Raw genomic sequence first — 22,583 nt, 5'->3', positions numbered from 1 at the left:
AAGAAGATGGATCTCTCACCGGCAAAACGAGCATTATTGGAAAAATGGCTGCAGGGGCAGGCAGCCGATGATGCGCCATGCATTCCCCGGCGTCCTTTAGGTATTCCGAGCCCACTTTCTTTTCCTCAACAGCGCCAGTTGTTTCTTGAATTGCTCGAGCCAGGCACCGCGGTTAATAATCTTTCGATCTTTCTTGAACTCAATGGCAAACTTGATCTTGCAGGATTGGAACAAAGTGCCAATCAGATCATTGCAAGGCATGATGCCCTTAGGACAGGTTTTTCATTTGGGCTGGGACTACCAACTCCCGAAGTTTTGGCTGATATTAAGATCACGGTTCCAATTGTCGATTTGCAGACATTCAACGATATCGAACAATTGGCCGAAGCACGGCGGCTTGCGGAAAAAGAAGTGTTACAGCCATTCAACCTGGCAAAATCTCCGATGATACGCCTCAAACTTTTCTTATTAAGCAATGAGAAAAAATTGTTACTCGTTGTTGTCCATCATACCATTGCGGATGGTTGGTCTTTGGGAGTGTTCCTGCGTGAGCTGATGAAGTTCTATCAAAACAACACTATTGGTAAGCCCCTTCAACTACCTGAACTTCCTATCCAGTATGCCGACTTCGCGCATTGGCAAACTGATGATAAAAGAATAGAAACGCTGCAACCATCGATGCTCTATTGGAAAAAAAAGTTGGGAGGAGAGCTTCCTGTTCTGGAATTACCAACAGATCAACAACGATGCGCAAGGCAAACTTTCACGGGCGGAACATATCGTTTCGAGCTCTCCGCGGATTTAACAGAAGACCTTGAAAAACTTAGCCGGCAGGAAGATGCGACTTTGTTCATGACCTTGCTGACAGCGTTTAATATTATGCTCCACCGTTATAGTGGACAGGATGACATCATAGTAGGTACACCTATCGCTAATCGTAACATGCCGGAGCTTGAGCAATTGATCGGTGTTTTTATCAATACACTCGCTTTGCGCACAAACCTTTCCGGTGATCCTGGTTTTCGTGAATTGCTCAGGCGTGTTCGTGACGTTTCATTGGAGGCTTACAACCACCAGGACCTGCCTTTTGAGAAACTCGTCGAAGAGTTGAAGCCGAAGCGTGATCTTAGCCGTACACCAATTTTCCAGGTGGTCTTTAACCTGCAAAATTCTCCTATGCCAAAATTGGAAATTCCAGGCCTTGCCATAACTCCCCTGGAAATCGATCGCGGTGTATCCCAATTTGATCTGACATTGATGATGTCTAAGTCTGAAGGAAAATGCCGTGGTACAGTTGAATATAATCGCGATCTGTTTACACCGGCTACGGTTGCCAGAATGTTCCGCTCTTTTCAAATGCTCCTGGAGGAAGTTATAGCCCAACCTGATTGCCCTATCTCCAGATTGCAACTAGTGGACAAGAATGAACTACACCGCCTTGTTTACGGGCTGAACCAGACTCAACTAGATTTTCCCCGCGAAAAATGTTTACATCAGCTTTTTGAAGAACAGGTAGAGCAGACACCAGACGCCATTGCGGTTATTCACGACCATAATTCGTTAACCTATCGCGAGCTTAACCAACGGGCAAACGTTTTGGCTAATCATCTGGTGGGATTGGGTGTTGGCCCTGACATTCGGGTTGGCATATTCATGGAAAGATCCTTAGGAATAGTTGAAGCGCTGCTGGCTGTACTCAAAGCAGGCGGAACTTATGTGCCGATTCATACTTCCTTTCCACCAGAGCGAGTGCAATTCATTCTGAACGATGCCAATGTGCTGGTGTTGCTGGCAAATGTTGATCCCGGGCTACCGGGAAAACACAAAGTACATGTTGTCAATCTGAATGATGATAAACTTTCAATAGAAAGTGCTTCCCCAAATCCCCAAACCAATGTCACCCCAGAAAATCTTGCCTATATCATTTATACCTCGGGTTCGACTGGACAGCCAAAAGGGGTCATGGTGCATCATGCCGCACTGGTAAACTTCCTTTGGTCGATGCGCATGCGGCCAGGAATCAATAAGGATGACCTGTTGTTATCAGTGACCTCCATCTCATTTGATATTGCGGCACTGGAACTCTTCCTTCCTTTAATAGTTGGAGCAACTGTAGTAGTGGCAAGTAAAGAGATGATCACTAACCCTTACAAGATGGGCCAGGCGATCGATGATTATAATGTTAATATGATGCAGGCAACACCTGCTGCCTGGCAAATACTGATCGAGTCGGGTTGGGCAGGCAAACCGGACTTGAAAGCGCTTTGCGGCGGCGACGTATTAACAAGAAAATTAGCGGATCAGCTTTTGGATTGTGTTGGTAGCTTGTGGAATATGTATGGCCCCACCGAGACGACTGTATGGTCTTCGATAACCCAAATACAGAAAGGGGATGCACCAATTACTATTGGGCAACCTATTGGGAACACACAACTTTATATATTGGATCGTTATCTGCAACCCGCACCCATTGGAGTAGTTGGAGAGTTGTATATCGGCGGTGAAGGTTTGGCGCGAGGCTATCTTAATCAAATTCAATTGACCAATGAGAAATTTATACCTGATTGTTTCAGTTCCAAACCTGGCGCGCAATTGTATAAAACCGGTGATCGGGCCCGTTATTTGCCGGATTATTTAATCGAAATTCTTGGACGGATAGATGATCAGGTGAAGATCCATGGCCACCGTATTGAATTGGGTGAGATTGCATCCGTGTTGATGCAACATCCTTCTGTGCATGAAGCTATAGTGATTACCAGGAAAGAAATCTCCGGCGACACACGATTGGTGGCATACTTTGTCCCCAAGGATGACAAATCGCCTGATGTTGGCGAATTGCAGGACTTCGTCAAAAAAAAATTGCCTGGCTATATGACACCTGCTGCCTTCATACGACTTAATGGCTTACCTCTGACACCCAATGGCAAAATTGACCGCAAGTCTTTGCCGGTGCCTGAGGATGTACGACCACTCGCAGGATATGTTGCGCCACGAAATGAGGTGGAGCGAATTTTGGCCGGCATTTGGCAAGACGTGCTTGGTGTGGAACAAGTTGGGATCCATGATAATTTTTTTGAACTCGGCGGGGCTTCGATTCAGAGTCTTCAGATCGTGGCCAATGCAAACATAGCCGGGTTTCGGCTCAGTGCTGAGACCATTTTTGAGTATCAGACCATCGCCGGGTTGGCCGGACAATTCAAAGGAACCTGGATGCAATGATTTTCGTAAATGACTCTTTATTAATTAAAGTCAAACTCAGGGAAATATGAATCACAAACAGAACGCCATCATAGAGAGCATCGGGATATATCTTCCACCACAATCATTTTCAACCGGCGAAGTACTGATGGGCTGTAAAAATAAGTTTCATTTTCCGTTGGAAAAGATTACCGGCATTAAAACCAGGCGAATGGCGGGACAGGATGAATTTTCCATTGATTTAGCAAAGAATGCAATTGCCGACTGTCTGGCAAAATCAAAATATAGTCCAACGGATATTGATATCATGATTTGCTGTAACATCTCTAGATATGATGGCCCGGGTTTGATTTCTTTTGAACCAAATACTTCAATCAAGCTAAGGCAGTACTTCGGTTTTACCCATGCCCTCACCTTTGATATAACCAATGCCTGCGCCGGCATGTTTACCGGCATATATATCGTTAACGCTTTAATTAAAACGGGGGCCATCCGCCGCGGTATGGTGGTCAGCGGCGAATACATTACCCACTTAACTAAATCTGCACAAAATGAGATCGAAAGTTTTATGGATACGCGGCTTGCCTGTTTGACCCTTGGAGATGCAGGAGCCGCGCTGATCCTGGAAGCTGCACATGATCCCCATACCGGTTTTCAGGAATTTGACCTTCAAACTTTCGGTCGTTACAGTCAATACTGTATCGCCAAAACATCGGAACAAGATGGAATGATTATGTACACAGATTCGGTAAAGCTGACGGACGTAGGCATCAAATCCGGTGCGAAACATGCAATGAGTGTGCTGCAAAAGGCCGTATGGCCGCCCGAAAGTTTTCAGCATTTGATCATGCACCAGACCTCGGCCATGACCCTGAATAGTGCATGCGGCGAGATCAACCGTTTACTGAAAAACAGAATTTGCCACGATGGCAACACTATCAACAACCTGGAACAACGCGGCAATACAGCTTCGACGGCGCATATCATTGCCTTAACAGATAATATACGCCAAAACAATATTCATTCAGGGGATAAAATAGTGTTTAGTATTACCGCCTCCGGTCTAACCATTGGCACAGCGCTGTACGTTTTTGATGATTTGCCTGACCGCTTGCGCCAAATGGGATCAGAGCCATACCCTAAGCAAAAAGCATCACCTATAAACCGTTTGAGCCCTGCTACAAATCCTATTGTTCCTAAAATTCGAATTGAAAGTGTTGGGACGGTTCCGGCAGAGAAGACCGGGAAAAAGCATTCACTGGAATTGCTTACCCGCGCTGCAACAAATTGCCTCAGGAAATCCTCCTGCGCTTGCAAGGAAATCGGTCTGTTAATTTATACAGGCGTTTATCGCAGCGAATATCTTCTGGAACCTGCATATGCCGCATTTCTGGCGGGTGAGTTGGACATGAATGCAACTACCACAGATCAGGACGATAATAAAACGCTTGCCTTTGATATATTTAATGGTTCCATCGGTTTCCTGAATGCCTGTTATGTAGCGCAACAAATGATTGCAGCCGAGAACTGCAAGACAGCCATGATAGTTGCAGCGGAAATTGAAAACAATACTGATACGTTTACTGATGAACGGGTGGGGGTTGGTGAAACGGCATCGGCACTCATCTTGGTTTCGGAACCATCGGGTGACAAAGGCTTTTCCCATTTTCTATTTAGAAATGATCCTGAATCGCTAAATGCATATACAACATATTATACGCCCGGGGATAGCAAACCCTATCTTCATGTTGAGAAAGACGCCAATCTCGAAGCATTGTATATCGCCTGCATTTTACCCGCTGTGCAGGAGTTGTTGCAGATGGAAGGACTTGATTTCAGCAATATAGATAAGATTTTTCCACCCCAAATCTCATCTGGGTTCATTACTCGATTGAGCGAATCGTTAAATATTCCCAGGGAAAGGTTTGTTGACGTCACTGGGGAAGGCCCCGACCTTTTTACTTCTTCTATTTCCTATGCGTTGGAGAATGCATATGAACAGGAGCTTGTCAAACCCGGGGATACTGGTTTAATGATTGCTGTTGGTTCTGGTATACAGGTTGGCTGCGCTATTTATCATTTTTAATTCCATAGATGTATTAATAGTATGAATAGATATAAACTCCCGCCAGGACCAAAACCTAAATTTCTTTTAGGTCATTTATTTAGTTTCCGAAAGGACAGTATTGGTTTCCTGAGAAACATTGCGAAAGAATACGGTGATATCGTCCATTTCAAAATTGGCCCGCTTAGAATTGTCCTTTTGAATCACCCGGATTTTATCAAAGAAGTACTTTCGGTAAAACATCAAAATTTTGTAAAGGGCCGGCCTATGGAAATGGCAAAGGAACTATTAGGTGAGGGTCTTCTGACCAGTGAGGGTGAATTCCATAAGCGCCACTCCCGTATCATTCAGCCTGCGTTTCGTCGCAATATGATCGAATCGTATGCACCTGCAGTAACGGAATATGCTACGCGACTGATGAATGGGTGGGAAGATGGTATGGAGGTTGAGATAAAGGAAGAAATGACGAAGATGAGCATAGCAATCGCAGGAAAGGCCTTATTCAATGCAGATATAGAAAAAGAAGCACCGGAAATTGACCAGGCGCTGGAAGCAGCATCGAGCCTGGCTGGAAGAATCGCTTTACCTTTTTCGGAATGGTTGCTCAAACTGCCTATCCCGGACACACGCAGATTCCTGAAGGCTAAAGCACGACTTGATAATACAATCAATAGGATGGTTGATGAACGCCGGGGCAACAAAATGGACAATGGAGACCTGGTCTCATTATTACTCCGTACGCAGGATGAAAACAATGGAGGCGGGATGAGCGATCAACAGGTGCGGGATGAAGCCATGACACTTTTTCTTACGGCATTCGATACAACGTCAACAGCGCTCACCTGGACCTGGTATCTTCTTTCACAAAATCCGGAAGCGGAATCCGAATTGCATGAAGAACTTGATCGTGTATTAGATAACCGCTTACCAACTGCGGATGATATTGCTCAACTAAAGTATACAAGAATGGTGTTGGGGGAATCCATGCGCATCTTTCCTCCATCGTACCTTATTCCCCGCCAGGCTGTGGAGGATTTTCCTATTGATAATTATATTATCCCAGGAGGCACTATCATTCTCATGAGTCCTTATTTGATACACCATGATGCCCGGTTCCATCCGGACCCGGAGAAATTTAACCCCCATGCATGGGATAAACATTCAAATGGCCTACATGCAAAATATGAGTATTTCCCGTTTAGCAGGGGGCCACGCTCATGTATAGGTGAACCATTTGCCTGGATGCAAGGGATACTTGTGCTTGCTGCCATTGCACAATCGTGGCGTATAAAAATGGTCCCGGATCATCCGGTTGAGCTATTGCAACGCATTAACCTGCGCCCAAGGTATGGCCTGAAGATGACCATTCATCGTAGAAAATAAAGAAGATTGATTTCATAAAATATGGATAATGAGGAGTTACAATGGCGTCCGGCAATTCCAGGGGAATTGATCTCTTCAAATGAGGTTCATGTCTGGCGTGCCTGGCTTGATTTAACCGCGCTTCAGTATGAAAACCTGTTGGGCTTTCTTTCAAAAGACGAATTGGCAAGAGCCAAGCGTTTTCGCTTCGAAAGAGATCAAAAGCGGTTCATCGTGGCCCGAGGGATACTGCGGCAGATCCTTGGCCGATATCTGGGGAAAAAACCAAATGAACTTGTTTTTGAATATTCCTCTCAGGGTAAACCAGCACTTGCAACTTACCCTGGTTGCGGTACCCTCCATTTTAACCTGTCGCATTCCGACGGATTCGCCCTTTACGCTGTTACCCGCGACCGTAACATTGGCATTGATATCGAGCGTATACGCGATGATGCTGCTGTCGATCAGATTGCCCGGAGGTTCTACTCACAGGGTGAGATCAGTTCGCTTTTTAGGATGCATATAGATAGGCGGACCGAGCTATTCTTTCAATACTGGACAAGAAAAGAAGCATTTATCAAGGCCATAGGCGAGGGGATTTCATTTCCAATGGAACAGTGCGATGTCTCTTTAATAAGCGGCAGTGTTTTGTCGCCAATTATATTGCACAGTGATAAAATTGAAAGTTTGCGTTGGTATGGGCAGGATCTGTTCCCCGGTTGTGGTTATGCCGCAGCAATTGCAGTTGAGGGAACTGATTGGGACCTTTCCTTTTGGCATTATACCTTATGAGGCATAAACAGTTTGAATAATAAAATTAAAAAGCATATCAATAGAGGCAGATTCGCTATTCTTATGCGTATCAATAACCAGGTCTGGTTCGATGGGCGTTTCAAACGGGTCATTAATACCGGTAAGATTATAAATTTTATCAGGATGCCCTTCTGGCAAAAATGCTTTTTTGTAAAGCTGTTTGGTATCCCGTTCCATTAATGTTTTAATATCACAATTGATCCATACTGTTTTTACATGGTTGCCATAATTCAGGAGTTCTTTACGTATTTCTTCATAAGGATTAATGGCAGCGAGGATTGAAATCACCCCATTTGCAGCAAGCCGGTTAGCAACAAAACCAAGCCTGCGTATATTTTCATTTCTGTCTTCTTTCGAAAATCCCAGGTCAGGACATAATTTTTTCCTGTAGATATCACCGTCAATTACCTCAACAGCATGGCCCCTTTCCTGTAATAATACTTTAACTGCATGTGCAATTGTCGATTTACCTGATCCGGATAATCCGGTAAGCTGTATAAATATCATAATAACCCAAAACTCCAATAAATATTCGGAATATATTCTGGATGTTTCTAATGGTATGCACGCCTATTGCCTTGATCCACTCAAAGGCTGCTGCTTTTGTAAATTAGCCTGGTTGTAAGATGGATACGGGGAATAGCTGCTTCTGTTTATGCCGATACTGCCCGATATTGAAAAAGTCTTTTCATCGTTGATATACATCAGGCCCGCCTCGAATCTTGAATACATACCAAAACCATTGTTACTTAACCGGCTGGCGGCTGGATTATTTTTATAGATATCCGAATTTATAAAGGAACGGTTGAAATTGTAATAAGCAGGCGCTGCAGAAATACCTGCGAAAGCGTATAGGTTATTATTTAACCGGCGGTTTAATTGTATGCCTATAGGAGCAGATACAATTGAGGCATTGCCCCCATTAAAAAAACTATAGCCGGTAGAAATACCACCATATTTATACAGTGACCATTTCCTGTTTACAGTATTGCTGTCACTGAATGAATTGAAATGGGAAAGTGCATCCCTTTGCGTATAGTTCATAACGCCGGGGGCTAATTGCGTTTGCGCCCTCAACGAAATGGAAGAGACCAGTACAAAGATCAATAATAATATACGCATCCAGTTCGGATTAGAGTATAAAAATACAGGTTCCGGGGACATGAATGCGAAAAAAAGCCGGGATTGAGGGGTAAAAACCGTTAAAACCCTAATAAACCCCCGAAACAAGCCTCTATTGTGCTTTCCATGATGCTGAATAAGGGTTTACTAATGTTTCCGTGACCTAAAAAAAATCACCCATGCACATGATTAAACTCACCTGTAAATATTTAAGCAAGGCGTTAAATTTACTTAAGAATTGAGAAATTTAATAAACGAATAAGGTTGCTAAAAGTAATCTGAGTGACCAATTAATATTTAAAAGATTAGTTATGAAATATTCTGTCTGCCAAATTTATGGATGCCTGCAGAAATACGTAAAGACTTATGTAGCCTTATTTATTGCATTGGTGTTCTTTGCAAATGCACAAGCCCAGGTGAAAGATTCGGTTTCGGTTAAACCACAGAAAGAGCATTTAAATACCCTGAAAATCAACCTGACCAGCTACATCCTATATCGCAATGGTTTCCAGTTAAACTATGAAAGGGTATTATCCCATAAAAGAAGCATTACTGCATGGGGTGGTCCCATCCAGTTCCCAATGCCATCTATTATAGCCAATACTTCCCTTAATTTTGACGAGAACAAGAAAAAAAGCGGGTATACATTTGGGGCAGATTATCGCTTTTATCTGAACAAGGAAAATAAATTTAATGCCCCCCGTGGTGTTTACCTGGCCCCTTTTATGAGTTATTACCACTTCAATAACCAGAAATCCGGCAAGGACACGGCAACCAATGCCGACGTTTCACTAAATACTAAGCTTGATATGTTAAATATCGGCGGTGAACTGGGTTATCAATTCGTTATAAAAAACAGGTTTGTTATTGACTGTGTCCTGCTGGGACCCTCAATAACCAGCTATAAATGGAATATACAACTGAATGGCACAACGGGAGACCTTAATGAAAAACAACAGGCCATACTGGATGCCCTTAAGGAAAAATACCCTCTTTTAAAGGATTTGACAGGTAATAAGGAAGTCAGCGGCAGCGGTGTATCCAGTCTCTGGTCCGTTGGATTACGTTATGCCCTTCATATCGGGTACAGGTTTTAAAGTGAATTTATTTGCAGGTTATTGTACAGTTAGCCAATTGGATATCGCCTGTATTTGTTAGCATTATAACAGAAACCAGGTAATCAGTAGGGTCATCGGCGGTAAAAAACCGGACAGTCACCTGTTGGTGGTTACCTGTTTCAATATTTCCATTCCAATAAACAGTTGTTCTTCTATCAGGGTAAGACGATTGCTTTATTTCAATTTTATCGTAATCCGGAATGAGAAATACCGGGGCAATGGAATACCCACGGGCATAAAATGATTTATGCCCTTTCTCATTTTGTTTTAATTCCTCCCTGAAAGTGCTTAATGTATGTACATAAATTACTCCGCCATCTGTGCCTAGCCCAAATATTGCAGCATCACTACCTTCAATGACTTCTATAAAATCAATGAATCTTGGGTTAATTGATTCAAGGTATATGAGCAAAGGATCCTTACCCGAATCAAGATTTATTGAATTTGACGATTCATCATTTGCTTTGTTATTTACATTCACCGGAATACCGTCAAGGAAAAGTAATGGTCCGGCAGCTTTACTGGTTTTACTTTGTATACCACCGCCCATTATCTTAATCCTTTGGTCCACAACTGTTACACCGGGCGTTTTTAATAGCGCAGTCTCAATTGCATTCTGGCTTTGGCCAAGTTTATCACCAGGTATAATTCGTGAGAAAGGGCTAATGATTTTGGATGCATTATAAGTGACCTGTTCCTTATCCCTTGCAGTTACTGTAACAGGCTTGAGCCATTCTGACCCTGAAAACCGGGCCGTTATTATGCTATCCATTTTTAGTATAGCCGATTCCGGTAACCTTTCTTTCAGGGCAAGGGGAGTACTGAATTTTGGGAAATGAAGGGTATCGATTATTATTGAATCTTCTGATGAAATGCCATTTGTTGTACTTACCTGTAAGTTCAGTAGTGTACTGTCAATAAACAGGTCAGGTAAATTAAATTTGAATTGACCATTCTCTTCAATTACCTCGGTTTCTATATTGTTTCTTCCGCTGTTGTAAAATAACGTGATTTGTCTTTTTTTACCCTTCTGGCCCTTGCTGACTATCCTTCCGCTTATTATTTTCCATTTGTTATTCATTTCTGCAGAAGACACGCTGGTTGTACTGCTGTCTTTTTTCTTCTCCCAGCCAAGGTAATGACCAGTTTGGGCGAGCATTACTGTATCCCAGAGCCTGAATGAATTTGTATTAATTGCTGAATCTGCGATCCGGTTGTTTGGGAATTCAATGCCTCCGTTCCTGATCCTGTTGAAAGCGATTGTGCTGTTATTGTTTACTGCCATATTTTTCCTGGTTGCGGCAACGGAATAAATGGCCGGATCCTTTTTACCTGATGTGTCGTAATTGCCTATGTCCAGGATTACTTTCTGCCTGGGTGAATAGGCTGGCCTGTCAGGGGTAATTGTCAATTTAGTGTTGGGCTTACCGATGTAAATATCCCGTTGACTGACTATTTTATGTTCATCGTTAAAGAGCAGGAGGTTGATTTTTCCCGCGGGCAGTTTTTTTACAGGAATTGCAAACTTGTACATGTCTTCACCCGCTGCTGCATAGCACAGGCTGTCGCGTTGCAAAGCCAATACAAAAGAAAGCTTGTACTTCTTATAGATTGAATCCCCAAGCGATACCAGGCAAAAAACGGAGTCGCTGGTTTGGCTGGTGACAGATAGCTGGTAACCTGATAAATCTGGTTTGGGTAATGGGGTGAGCAATTCCTTGCCAGCACCATAATTGGTGTGGGCGCTATATTGCATTGGCGACCTGGCATAAAAACTAAAAGTGCCCAAACCATATTCCCCGGTTCTGTATTTCGCTACCACGCCATTTGCTGAATTTGAGATGTACCCGCTGACATCAACAGGCTTTCCCTGGTTGTCAGTGGCTGTAATGGTGAATAGTGTTGTAGAACCAGCAATAACAACACCGCCTTCCGGATATATATTTACCTTAATTCTGCCAACACCGGTATCGGAAGGCTGGACAATCACTTTTCCTTTTATTGAACCTGGAGGATTTGATTTTTTTTGGGAAGCGTTAAAAAAATACAGTGACTGGACATAAATGGACTGCTGGTCCTCCTGCGCTTGTCTCTCAGTATATGCCCTTAGCCAATAATAACCCTCAGGAAGTGTAACAGGGATGCTTATGCGGCCATTCAGGTTACCCGAACTATTATTCAGCATGATCTGGCTGATAACACTGTCATGGTCATTTACCAGGTCTGCGAATAATGATTGGCTTTCTTGAAACGGTTTATTGGAAATTGCGCCTATACAAAAAGCTTTCAGCCAGATATCTTCCCCGGTAGTATAGAAAGACTTATCAGTCTGGACAAATATTTGCTCTTTATCCGACTTTCTTATACTGCCCATAAATTCATCTGCTACTTTGGCAACCAGGGAACTGCGTGTATTTTGGGCCATGGCCCAGGAGCTTATTAATAACAGAACTGCAGACAGGACATTTTGAAGACTTTTCATATCACTTATTACAATGTACTCATTAATTTTTGGGTTCTGTTGCCGTAATTTCCTGGAATGCTGAAGCACTGACAGGCAGTTGCCGGTTTTAAGAAAACTTAAACGGGCATTTTTCATACTTTAGTTAAGGAAATATTAGACCAGCTACCAAAGACCAGCCCTTGTTTGGAACCCGGAAGTAAAATCTTTTAAACCGGCTGACTAAAATCCTGCTCCTACATGAACTGAATTATACCGGCTTGTGATTTCCATCAGTTCGAATGATCAATCCTGGCTGTACCTTTTGACAATAATGTCTTTCGGCATTTGATATAATCAGCATCTTTAAAAGCCTCTTCACATGATAACAGAACCGGCAATTATTGTCAACCAGGTGGCCCAGTTGGAAAAGGATATCCTGGAGAACCTGTATTCCATCCAGGGTAAATCCAGGGACCTGGCAACGACCAATGACTGGTATATGGCTGTGGCCTATACGGTCAGGAACAGGTTGATGAAAAACTGGATCGATACCCTTCATGGCCTGATGGATAAGGAGGTTAAACTGGTTGGTTATCTTTCTGCTGAATTCCTGGTGGGACCCCATTTGGGAAATGCCCTGATCAACCTTGGGATTTATGATGAAGTGAAGGAAGCTACGCAGCGGCTGGGGCTTGACCTGAGGCAATTGATGGATATTGAGGAAGAACCGGGATTGGGAAATGGCGGGCTAGGAAGACTTGCAGCCTGCTTTATTGACTCGCTGACAACGCTGAAGGTCCCGGCCATCGGATATGGTATCAGGTATGAATTCGGGCTGTTTGAACAACAGATCAGGGATGGCTGGCAGTTTGAAGTCACCGATAAATGGCTGAGGTTTGGTAATCCCTGGGAAATTGCCCGGACTGAACTCAGTTTCACTGTAAAAATTGGCGGGCACACAGAACACTATACTGATGAAATGGGATTGTATTCTGCCAGGTGGATACCCGAAATTGAAGTAAAAGGGGTGGCTTATGATACACCAGTGCCCGGTTACCAAAACAATAAAGTAAACTTCCTTCGATTGTGGAAATCGGAAGCCATTGAGTCTTTCGATTTCGAAGCATTCAACCGCGGCGACTATTCGAAAGCGGTAGATGAAAAAGTGTATTCTGAGAACATCGGGAAAGTCCTGTATCCAAACGATGAGCCGCTGGCAGGGAGAAGGCTGAGGCTTTCCCAGCAATATTTTTTTGTTTCCTGCTCCATCCAGGATGTCCTGCGCCTGCACGAATTGCGGGGACTTCCCATTGATCAGTTACCTGATTCCATGGCATTACAATTAAACGATACCCATCCTTCCATTGCCGTGGCGGAACTCATGCGGATCTTAATAGATGAAAAGCAGGTTGACTGGGACAGGGCCTGGCGTATTACCAAAAATACCTTTGCCTATACCAATCATACCCTGCTTCCGGAAGCCCTGGAAAAATGGCCACTCAGCCTGTTTGCTTCTTTATTGCCAAGGCACCTGGAAATTATATATGAGATCAATAGCCGGTCCCTTGCTGAAGTGAAAAGCCTGTATCCGGGTGATGACCATATTGCCAGGAGCCTTTCGATCATCGATGAAGAAGGCGAAAAGTATGTAAGGATGGCACATCTTGCCTGTGTGGGCAGTCATATGGTGAATGGGGTATCTGACTTGCACGCCGACTTGCTGAAAAAGGATGTGATGCGCGATTTTTACAACATGACCCCGGAAAAATTTATTGGCATTACCAATGGTGTTACGCCACGCAGGTGGCTGAAACTGTATAGCCCTGGTCTATCATCCTTGATCAGTGATAAGATAGGTGAAGGTTGGCTTACCCACATGGAAGATGAAATAATTAAACTTGAGCCACTGGCGGATGATCCTGCATTTCAACAAAAATGGCAGGAAACCAAACGCACCTATAAGAATGAACTTTCCATCCAGGTCAGCAGGATGTCGGGTGTTCGGATCGATCCTGCTTCCATGTTTGATGTGATGGTCAAAAGAATCCATGAATACAAGCGGCAGCACCTGAATGTTTTTCATATCATCCATCTTTATAACAGGATCAAGAAAAATCCCGGTCTGGACATCGTGCCAAGGACCTTCATTTTCGGAGGTAAAGCAGCTCCCGGATACCATATGGCCAAGCTGATCATTAAGCTGATCCATTCAGTGGGGGAAGTTGTAAACAATGATGGGGATGTGGACGGCAGGTTGAAAGTGATTTTCTTTCCTGATTTTAATGTAAAAAGCAGCGAATGGGTATACAGGTCGGCAGATCTTTCAGAACAGATATCTACAGCGGGAAAGGAAGCTTCAGGAACGGGCAATATGAAATTCTCAATGAATGGAGCCTTGACCATCGGGACCATGGACGGAGCAAATATTGAAATCATGGATGCTGCCGGAAAGGAAAACTTTTTCTTATTCGGGTTAACCGTCGAGGATATCCAGGCTTTGCGCAAAACCGGTTACCGCCCATTTGACCTTTATCAAAACGATGAAGACCTGAGGGAAATTATCGATCGCCTCCAATCAGGGGAATTTTCAAGGGGCGATAAACACCTGTTCAAACCCCTGGTTGATTCCCTGCTCGGTAATGATCCTTACTTTGTCTTGCAGGATTTCCATTCCTATGCCGATTGCCAGCAAAATATTTCCAATGCTTTCCTGGATCGTTCCCATTGGACGAGAATGTCGATCCTCAATGTTGCCCGGATGGGAAAATTCTCTTCCGACCGTTCTATCCGTGAATATTGCAATAAGATCTGGAATGTGAAACCCAGTTATTAAATAAACAACCGTGTTAAGGAAAGAATCCAATGGACGTTACGACCAGCCCGATGCAAGGGGAGAATCTTATCCTCTTGGTTCAACCGTATACCCTGGCGGCGTTAATTTTTCCATTTTTTGCAGGAATGGCACCGCAGTGGACCTGCTATTTTTTGATCACCAGGAAGACCTGAATCCCAGCAGGGAAATTTCACTAAACAGTACCAATAACCGAACTTATCATTACTGGCACATTTTTGTCAAAGGCGTGAAGCCAGGTCAACTCTATGGATACCGTATCCGTGGCCCCCATGAGCCGTCCAAAGGCCAATGGTATGATCCGGGCAAGATCCTTTTAGATCCTTATGCAAAAGCCGTAGCTGTACCCAGGGGCTATAATCGTGTGGCTTTGGCAGGTCCTGGTAAGGTAAATTGCCCATCCCTGAAAAGTGTGGTAGTGGATTATTCCGGCTATGATTGGGAAGGAGACAAACATTTGCGGCAGCCATTTTCGCAAACCGTTATTTATGAATTGCATGTGGGAGGCTTCACCCGGCACCCCAGTGCAAATGTCGGGGAATCCAAAAGAGGAACATTCGCCGGACTAGTGGAAAAGATCCCCTACCTGGTTGATCTTGGTATTAATGCAGTGGAGTTGCTGCCTGTATTTCAATTTGATGCCCAGGACGCACCCGAAGGCCTGGTCAACTATTGGGGATACAGTCCCATTTCCTTTTTTGCACCTCACCAGGGATACAGTTCTTCCGGCAACCCCCAGGACGTGCTCAATGAATTCCGGGATATGGTGAAAGCACTCCATGCCGCCGGCATTGAAGTAATACTTGATGTTGTGTACAATCATACAGCAGAAGGTGGAAATAGCGGGCCGACATTTAGTTACCGCGGAATAGACAATTCAGTGTATTACCTCCTGGAAAAGGACGACTGCTCATATTTGAATTTTTCCGGATGCGGAAATACGATAAATGCAAACCAGTCTATTGTGAGAAGGATGATCCTTGACAGCCTTCATTTTTGGGTAACAGAAATGCATGTTGATGGATTCCGCTTCGACCTGGCTTCTATCCTGTCGCGGGATGAGAACGGGGAACCCTTACAAAATGCACCTATTCTCTGGGATATCGAATCGGACCCGGTCCTTGCAGGTGTCAAACTCATTGCAGAAGCCTGGGATGCAGCAGGTTTATACCAGGTTGGGATTTTTATTGGTGACAGCTGGAAAGAATGGAATGGAAAATTCAGGGACGATGTGCGCAGGTTCCTGAGGGGAGACGAAGGAACTTTATCCCATATGGTTACGAGGCTGATAGGAAGTCCGGATATGTACGGTCACGAGGAAAGGGAACCTGAACAAAGCATCAATTTCGTAACCTGCCATGATGGGTTTACACTGAATGACCTTGTTACCTATAACCAGAAACACAATGAGCAAAATAAGGAAGGAAACAGGGATGGGAATAATGAAAACCTAAGCTGGAATTGTGGGGTGGAAGGAGAGACGGATGATCCAGCCATTTCTGCATTGCGAAAGAGGCAGATCAGGAATTTTTTTGCCATTACCCTGCTTTCTATTGGTGCTCCTATGATCGGCATGGGGGATGAAGTGCGCAGGACCCAGCATGGGAATAACAATGCGTATTGCCAGGATAATGAGACCAGCTGGTTTGACTGGAACCTGGCGCAAAAGCATGGAGATATCTTTCGCTTTGTGAAGTTTTTGATTCAGTCCCGTTTGCAAAGGGATATGGCCCTTCTCCCATTCAGCATGAGCCTGAACCAGCTTTTAAAGTCTGCTGAAATCAGGTGGCATGGTGTCCGTTTAAACCAACCCGACTGGTCAGATAATTCCCATACAATTTCCTTCACTGTGGGATCTATGAGTGGGGAAACAAAAACGCATTACCTTGTCAATGCGTTTAATGAGTCTCTTGTTTTTGAATTACCGGTGTTGGATGCGGATAAGCACTGGAGGCGATGGATCGATACCTCACTGGAATCACCCAATGACATCTGCCTCTGGAACCAGGCATCCCCTGTTGAATCACGGGAATACCATGTGCCGGCACATACGATCGTTGTGCTGGTTAACGTACCATAAGCAGCATCCATAATACCGCGAGTAAAGGGCCAAGAAGTCCAACTACAATACCCCCGATCCTGAAATCCGAAATCTTCAGGAACCCTGTACTGTACGCAATGGCATTAGGAGGCGAAGAGACCGGTAGGAACAAGGCAGAAGAAGCAGCAAGCCCGATGATAATTGCAATCTGCGTCTCAAATCCGGTAAGGATTGCAATCCCGAGGGGAATCAGGACAGTACTTGTTGCTGTATGGCTCATAACATTGGAGAATACCATAGTCATGTAAGCCAGTATAAAAAAAAGGATGATATAGTGAACTTCCAGGTTCCGCATTTTTTGTGCGTAGTGCTCCAGTAAACCTGAACTCTGCAGGGCCATCCCAAGCGACAATCCCCCGGCTACCAGTAATAATGTATCCCATGGAAGACCTTGAACATCCTTGCTTTTTAAAACACCGGTAAGGGTAAGGAATACAAGTGGTACAGCAGATACAGCCCCGACTTTTATTCCATGTAATGAGGTCGTCAGCCACAATAATATTGTCACGCTAAGGATAATTAAAACAATCAGCCGCTGTTTGTTTTCTTCTTTTGACCTTTCAGTTTGCCGGTTTTGCAGGAAATCGAGTGAAATCGGTTTTTTGTCTTTTATAAAAATCCGGATCAGCACGAAGCAACTGATTGCTGTGAGAACAAGGGAAACAGGTAGCCCATAAATCATCCAGTCAAGAAATGAAACGTTGATTCCGATATTTTCCAGTGCGCCCGTAGCGATAAGGTTTGGCGGGCTTCCAATAATGGTACCCATGCCACCGGTAGTTGCTGCAACAGGTACACCCAATAATAAGGCTTTCGCCAGGCCCGATTTATTCCCTAGTGAATTCAAAAGGGGCATGATTGATGTGATGACCATTGCCGTTGATGCAGTATTCGACATCAGCATGGAAGCTATCATCGTTGTTGACATTAACCCGATAAGCAGGTTCCTTGGATTTGTTCCGGAAATTTTCAGTGTAAACTTAAATAAGGCTTCATCCAGTTTGGTTTTCGTCATTGCCGAAGCCAGGAAAAAGCCGCCCAGCATTAACCAGATAACGCTGCTCGAAAAAGTAGTGACATACTTTTCAATATTTTCAGGTGATGCATTGAGGTTTTTATTCCCAAGCATAAAAACAAGGTAAGCAATAATGAAAATACTCACCGCAAATGGCGGGACAGCTTCTGTAAACCAGAGACCCATGGCAAAGAATAAAAGGAAGAGGACATATAGCTGTGTAGTCGTAAAGGAAGGTTCCTTTAGTAATAAGGTTAATACTAAAGCAGCAATAAATGAAAGCAGGAAATAGAGTATAGGTTTATTCCTGCCTGCAATGGTTTTTAGATTAGCAGCCATGGTAATATAAATTAAGTTAGAGTTATCATTATTCAAACAATAACTACATTATTGTAAACTGGATACGGCTTTGGAAGAATTGGACGCCTCCTTTCAGATTATACCTGTCCAGAACACCATAACCATAAACAAACTCCATTCGCACAACTTTTGAAAGAGACCAGTTAACCATTGGTGTTATCCTCCAAAACTGGCCTCCCCTGATAGACCTGTCATTCAAATTAAAGGTGGAAAAATGGAGCACGCCTTCCCATTCACCCCATCCTCCTTTAAAAACGGATTTTTTCACAGGCATAAATCCATAGAGACTTATCCTGGTATTATAAGGACGAATCCCACCCGTGAAAGAATAGGTTATCATTACATCCCCGCCAAAATATTGATGGTTTTCAGCTGATTTTGAATAGAAATTATGCCACATTACTTCTGAACCCAGCATAAGGCGGCCAGTACTAATGTAAATTTCAGCCCCCACATGACTTGATTTATCAGTTTGAAATGTACCGGTGTTAATAAGTTGGGGAGTCGGGTTTGATTCAGGCCGCGATTTTATCGTCATTTGCCCGTCCAAGGGTTTAGCATAACGGAGATTGGCGGCTATATGCATCAGTTTATTTTTTTCTTTGTTATAAAAGGGCATCCAACCTACCCGTGCTACATATTGCCACGAGAAGGTAGAAAATGGCTCGCCCCTGGAAATTAAATCGTTGAAATAGCCCAGATTCCAGAATATCCTCGATTTTGGCAAGGAGCCAAACCATTTTATACCATCAGCGATGATTGGTATAGGATCCAATGCCATCTGTTTTTCCATTGTCCATGCTGAGGAAGCACTCATTACCTTAACCATTGAATATCCTTCCTTTGTGCGGCCAATAAAAATATGCCCAAATAATTCAGGCACACCTATGATGACCCCGGTTTCTCGTATTGTCCATTTTTCGTTATCGCCATCATACATGTAAGCTAACTTCCAGGCGATAGTTCTTTTGGTTTTAAGCAGGCCACTGGCAAGTACCCTGAAATCACGCACTTTGAAAGTTGGCCCCAGTTGAAATCCGGCTGTATCCATCTGCTGTTTGAAAACGTCATCCTGGATATAATTAACAAAGTCTTGTTTGAAAATGAGGCCAACCTTAAAGGTTGAATATGAATTTTCAAATTCGTTCATGGGCAGTTTTTCCTCTTTTCCCGTAATGGAATCCACTCCACGGATTTCGTGAACATCTCCTTCAGTGCCATCCGGAACAGTTTTGGTTGTATCCTGGCCATAAGACTGATCTGGTAATATCAGAGGTGCTAAAACTACCAGCACGTGCAATATTATTACACGTGCTGGAAATTTGACATTCATCATTTATACATTAAATTATATTGGGTTAGTATCAATATAATTTGTGGTTTATTGTTTCTGTCCTGTCATGGTTGCCGGATCCAGCAACTTTTTAATCTCGTCTTCAGTTAATAATTTCTTTTCACGGATCAGCTCCAGGATTCCTTTTCCTGTTTGCAGTGCTTCTTTTGCCAGTTCTGTTGTTTTTTCATAGCCCAATACGGGGTTTAAAGCGGTTACAATACCCACACTGCGCTCTATATTGTTTTTGAGGACTTTTTCATTAGCAGTAATGCCGTCGATACAATTTTTCCTGAACAAGGGCATTGCCTTAAAAAATAATGCCTGTGATTCAAAGATGGCTACAGCAACCACGGGCTCATAGGCATTCAATTGGAGCAGGCCATCCCTTGATCCAAAACTAACCGTCAGGTCGTTGCCCATAGCTTTATAACATACTTCATTCATCAACTCAGCCATTACCGGGTTTACTTTACCAGGCATAATGGAAGAACCGGGTTGGAGTGGCGGTAAATTAATTTCAAAAATACCGGTACGTGGTCCTGATGCAAGGAAGATTAAATCACTGCTGATTTTAGACATGGTAACAGCAAAGTTTTTTATGGCGGAGGAATACATCACAAATCCCATCATGGCACTTGTAGCGGCAATCAGGTCCTTCGGCAACACCAAAGGTTTCCCTGTTATTTTAGCCAGGTGGGCTGCGCATTTCTCAGCATAACCGGGACTTGCTGTTAATCCTGTACCAATAGCTGTTGCACCCATATTTATTTCATATAAATAAGCTTCAGATTTAACGAGGCCTTCAATGGCAGCATCCAACTGGTTGCCAAAAGCATGAAACTCCTGTCCAAGTGTCATAGGAACAGCATCCTGGCCTTCAGTGCGGCCCATCTTCAGCAAGTTTTTAAATTCTTCCCCTTTTTTATGAAAAGACTGGGAGAGCAACTTTGCTTCCTTGACTACCTTATCATTATGTAACAGCAGGGCAACGTGAATGGCGGTAGGATACACATCATTGGTGGACTGGCCCATGTTCAAATCATCATGGGGTTCGATGTATTGGTATTCTCCTTTTTTATGGCCGCTCATTTCGAGGGCAATATTAGCCAGCACTTCATTGGCATTCATATTAGCTGATGTTCCGGCACCACCCTGGTAAAGGTCTGTCAGGAACTGGTCGTGGTATTTTCCATCGATCACAGCCTGGCAGGCTTTCTCAATGGCTACAAGTTTTTCCTTCTTCATCCGGCCAACATCTGTATTGGCACGGGCAGCTGCCAGTTTCACCATTGCATAAGCCCTTACATAGTCGGGATAAAAATTTGTTTTTACACCGCTGACCTGGAAATTTTCCAGGGCCCTGAGTGTTTGCACCCCGTAATAGGCATCTGCCGGTATTTGCTTTTCCCCCAACAGGTCTTTTTCAGTACGGGTTTGTGCATCTGCGATATTGACGCTTATGAGCATGATTAATGCCAATCCTGAAATAAGTTTTGAGTTGTTCATTTTGCTTTATTTTTTTCGAATGCATCGAAATGCAGTTTGATAATAACTGTCAATGTTCATTTGACCTGATGACTGCCGAATACAACAAATAATTCCAGGTAAGATTAATATTTGAAGAAGAGTTCCTGAAGTTGTTTTTTATCTTTTGTCTTTGTCAGGCCAAGCATTAATAGTATCCTGGCTTTCTGGGGAGTAAGGTCATCTGAAACAATAGTGCCCAGTTCATCATCATTGATTTCATCATGAAGCACAACCCTGCCGGACGGCGCACGGCTTGCGCGGCAAACGATTATGCCAGCTTTAACAGCACGCTTTACAGCTTCCATGTAAGCTTTATTGAAGTTGCCATTTCCAACACCTGCAATGACGATGCCGTCAACTTTTTTACCAATCAGCATATCAATCTGGTCAGCTGGTGCATCTGCATACATGTAAACAATATCCACCCTGGGGAATTTGGTATCGGCTGTTATTACAACTGGTTTTTTAGGGTTTATTTCCCGTTCAGACCTTAAATAATATTCAACCCTGCCATCATAGGCCTGGCCAACAGGGCCGGTATTTGGAGATCCAAAAGCATTTGTTTTTGTTGTACTCATCTTCATTACTTCCCTCGCATCGTATATCCCTTCATTAAAGCTTACTAAAACGCCCCTGCCTTTAGTATTAGGATTAACAGCTACGGTAATTGCATCATAAAGGTTTTTGGGACCATCTGCACTGATGGCTGTTGACGGTCGCATAGAGCCGGTAAGTACAACCGGTCTTTCGGAAGGAACAACCAGGTCGAGAAAGTAAGCTGTTTCCTCCTGGGTATCTGTACCATGTGTAATCACAATTGCATCAGCTTCATTCTTCGCAAAAATTTCATTTATACGGATGGCCAGTTTTTTCCAGATTTCAATGGTCATGTCCTGGCTGCCAACTGATGCAACCTGCTCACCGGTAATGTTTGCAATTTTTTTTACTGCAGGGATGGTACCAATAAGGTCTTCAATTGGTATTTTACCAGCGGTATAACCAGCCCTTTCGGCCGATACGCCTGCTCCGGCTATTGTTCCGCCTGTTGCTAGAATGATTACCCTTGGTAGTTCCTTGGATTGGGCAATTGCAAACACACTGAGGAAAAGGAGGAAGCCCGTAAGCGCATACCTGAATTTTGTTTCTATTGATTTCATGGTGAATTTTTATTACTGTTTATGATTTTTACCTTATAAACTGCATTTGGTGCTTAAAGGTAGAACTACCGGGATTTTTACACCTGACACGTATCATGATTATTTATGATATTTA

The 22,583-nt window shown here is 43.6% G+C and carries 14 protein-coding genes; 7 read left to right on the top strand and 7 right to left on the bottom strand.

Translation table 11 applies throughout. From position 1 onward, the window contains the following. The first annotated feature begins 6 nt into the window (after nucleotides 1-6). From LAQ65_RS19800 to LAQ65_RS19785, 4 genes are read left to right on the top strand one after another with little or no spacing between them, the layout of a single operon-like run. The gene (locus LAQ65_RS19800) at nucleotides 7-3,219 is read left to right on the top strand and encodes a non-ribosomal peptide synthetase (RefSeq protein ID WP_224118751.1); all 3,213 of its coding nucleotides are present in this window, start codon (nucleotides 7-9) and stop codon (nucleotides 3,217-3,219) included. A gap of 46 nt (nucleotides 3,220-3,265) precedes the next feature. Continuing rightward, a complete protein-coding gene (locus tag LAQ65_RS19795; protein ID WP_224118750.1) occupies nucleotides 3,266-5,284 on the top strand; it encodes a 3-oxoacyl-[acyl-carrier-protein] synthase III C-terminal domain-containing protein in 2,019 nt (672 codons plus the stop codon). 21 nt (nucleotides 5,285-5,305) lie between these two features. Further along, nucleotides 5,306-6,646: a cytochrome P450 gene (locus LAQ65_RS19790; RefSeq protein ID WP_224118749.1), complete on the top strand. Its 1,341-nt coding sequence runs from the start codon at nucleotides 5,306-5,308 to the stop codon at nucleotides 6,644-6,646. A 21-nt stretch (nucleotides 6,647-6,667) separates the two neighbouring features. Then, on the top strand, nucleotides 6,668-7,417 hold the full coding sequence (locus LAQ65_RS19785; protein ID WP_224118748.1) for a 4'-phosphopantetheinyl transferase family protein: 750 nt from the start codon (nucleotides 6,668-6,670) through the stop codon (nucleotides 7,415-7,417). Here LAQ65_RS19785 and cysC read toward each other — a convergent pair. Both cysC and LAQ65_RS19775 read right to left on the bottom strand, forming a co-directional pair. Beyond that, nucleotides 7,412-7,945, bottom strand: a complete 534-nt coding sequence (cysC, locus tag LAQ65_RS19780) for an adenylyl-sulfate kinase (protein ID WP_224118747.1) — start codon at nucleotides 7,943-7,945, stop codon at nucleotides 7,412-7,414. The genes LAQ65_RS19785 and cysC overlap by 6 nt on opposite strands. A gap of 63 nt (nucleotides 7,946-8,008) precedes the next feature. After that, nucleotides 8,009-8,560 (bottom strand): hypothetical protein, encoded by a 552-nt coding sequence (locus LAQ65_RS19775; RefSeq protein ID WP_224118746.1) that lies wholly within the window; start codon nucleotides 8,558-8,560, stop codon nucleotides 8,009-8,011. Nucleotides 8,561-8,871: 311 nt separating this feature from the next. On the opposite strand from LAQ65_RS19775, the gene LAQ65_RS19770 reads away from it, so the two are divergent. Beyond that, nucleotides 8,872-9,657: an autotransporter outer membrane beta-barrel domain-containing protein gene (locus LAQ65_RS19770; RefSeq protein ID WP_224118745.1), complete on the top strand. Its 786-nt coding sequence runs from the start codon at nucleotides 8,872-8,874 to the stop codon at nucleotides 9,655-9,657. Nucleotides 9,658-9,664: 7 nt separating this feature from the next. Here the strand turns inward: LAQ65_RS19770 and LAQ65_RS19765 are convergent, their stop codons facing one another. Continuing rightward, nucleotides 9,665-12,277 (bottom strand): hypothetical protein, encoded by a 2,613-nt coding sequence (locus tag LAQ65_RS19765; RefSeq protein WP_224118744.1) that lies wholly within the window; start codon nucleotides 12,275-12,277, stop codon nucleotides 9,665-9,667. Between the two features lie 223 nt (nucleotides 12,278-12,500). On the opposite strand from LAQ65_RS19765, the gene LAQ65_RS19760 reads away from it, so the two are divergent. Both LAQ65_RS19760 and glgX read left to right on the top strand, forming a co-directional pair. Next, entirely contained in the window at nucleotides 12,501-14,954 is a 2,454-nt protein-coding gene (locus tag LAQ65_RS19760) for a glycogen/starch/alpha-glucan phosphorylase (protein WP_224118743.1), read from the top strand. A 10-nt stretch (nucleotides 14,955-14,964) separates the two neighbouring features. After that, nucleotides 14,965-17,052: a glycogen debranching protein GlgX gene (gene glgX / locus LAQ65_RS19755; protein ID WP_224118742.1), complete on the top strand. Its 2,088-nt coding sequence runs from the start codon at nucleotides 14,965-14,967 to the stop codon at nucleotides 17,050-17,052. On the opposite strand, the gene LAQ65_RS19750 is transcribed toward glgX, so the two are convergent. The 4 genes from LAQ65_RS19750 to LAQ65_RS19735 form a co-directional block, all read right to left on the bottom strand. Then, nucleotides 17,039-18,427 carry an SLC13 family permease gene (locus LAQ65_RS19750; RefSeq protein ID WP_224118741.1) on the bottom strand — a complete coding sequence of 463 codons (1,389 nt, stop codon included), beginning with the start codon at nucleotides 18,425-18,427 and terminating at the stop codon, nucleotides 17,039-17,041. The genes glgX and LAQ65_RS19750 overlap by 14 nt on opposite strands. Nucleotides 18,428-18,470: 43 nt before the next feature. Next, the gene (locus LAQ65_RS19745; RefSeq protein WP_224118740.1) at nucleotides 18,471-19,784 is read right to left on the bottom strand and encodes an OprO/OprP family phosphate-selective porin; all 1,314 of its coding nucleotides are present in this window, start codon (nucleotides 19,782-19,784) and stop codon (nucleotides 18,471-18,473) included. Between the two features lie 45 nt (nucleotides 19,785-19,829). Then, entirely contained in the window at nucleotides 19,830-21,290 is a 1,461-nt protein-coding gene (locus LAQ65_RS19740; RefSeq protein WP_224118739.1) for an aspartate ammonia-lyase, read from the bottom strand. A 104-nt stretch (nucleotides 21,291-21,394) separates the two neighbouring features. Next, nucleotides 21,395-22,468: a type II asparaginase gene (locus tag LAQ65_RS19735; protein WP_224118738.1), complete on the bottom strand. Its 1,074-nt coding sequence runs from the start codon at nucleotides 22,466-22,468 to the stop codon at nucleotides 21,395-21,397. Nucleotides 22,469-22,583: the final 115 nt, after the last annotated feature.

The sequence above is a fragment of the Flavihumibacter profundi genome (assembly GCF_020076305.1).
Taxonomy (GTDB): domain Bacteria; phylum Bacteroidota; class Bacteroidia; order Chitinophagales; family Chitinophagaceae; genus Flavihumibacter; species Flavihumibacter profundi.
The sequence above is the reverse complement of the archived record's forward strand: the minus strand, read 5'-3'. Positions and strand labels throughout refer to the sequence as shown.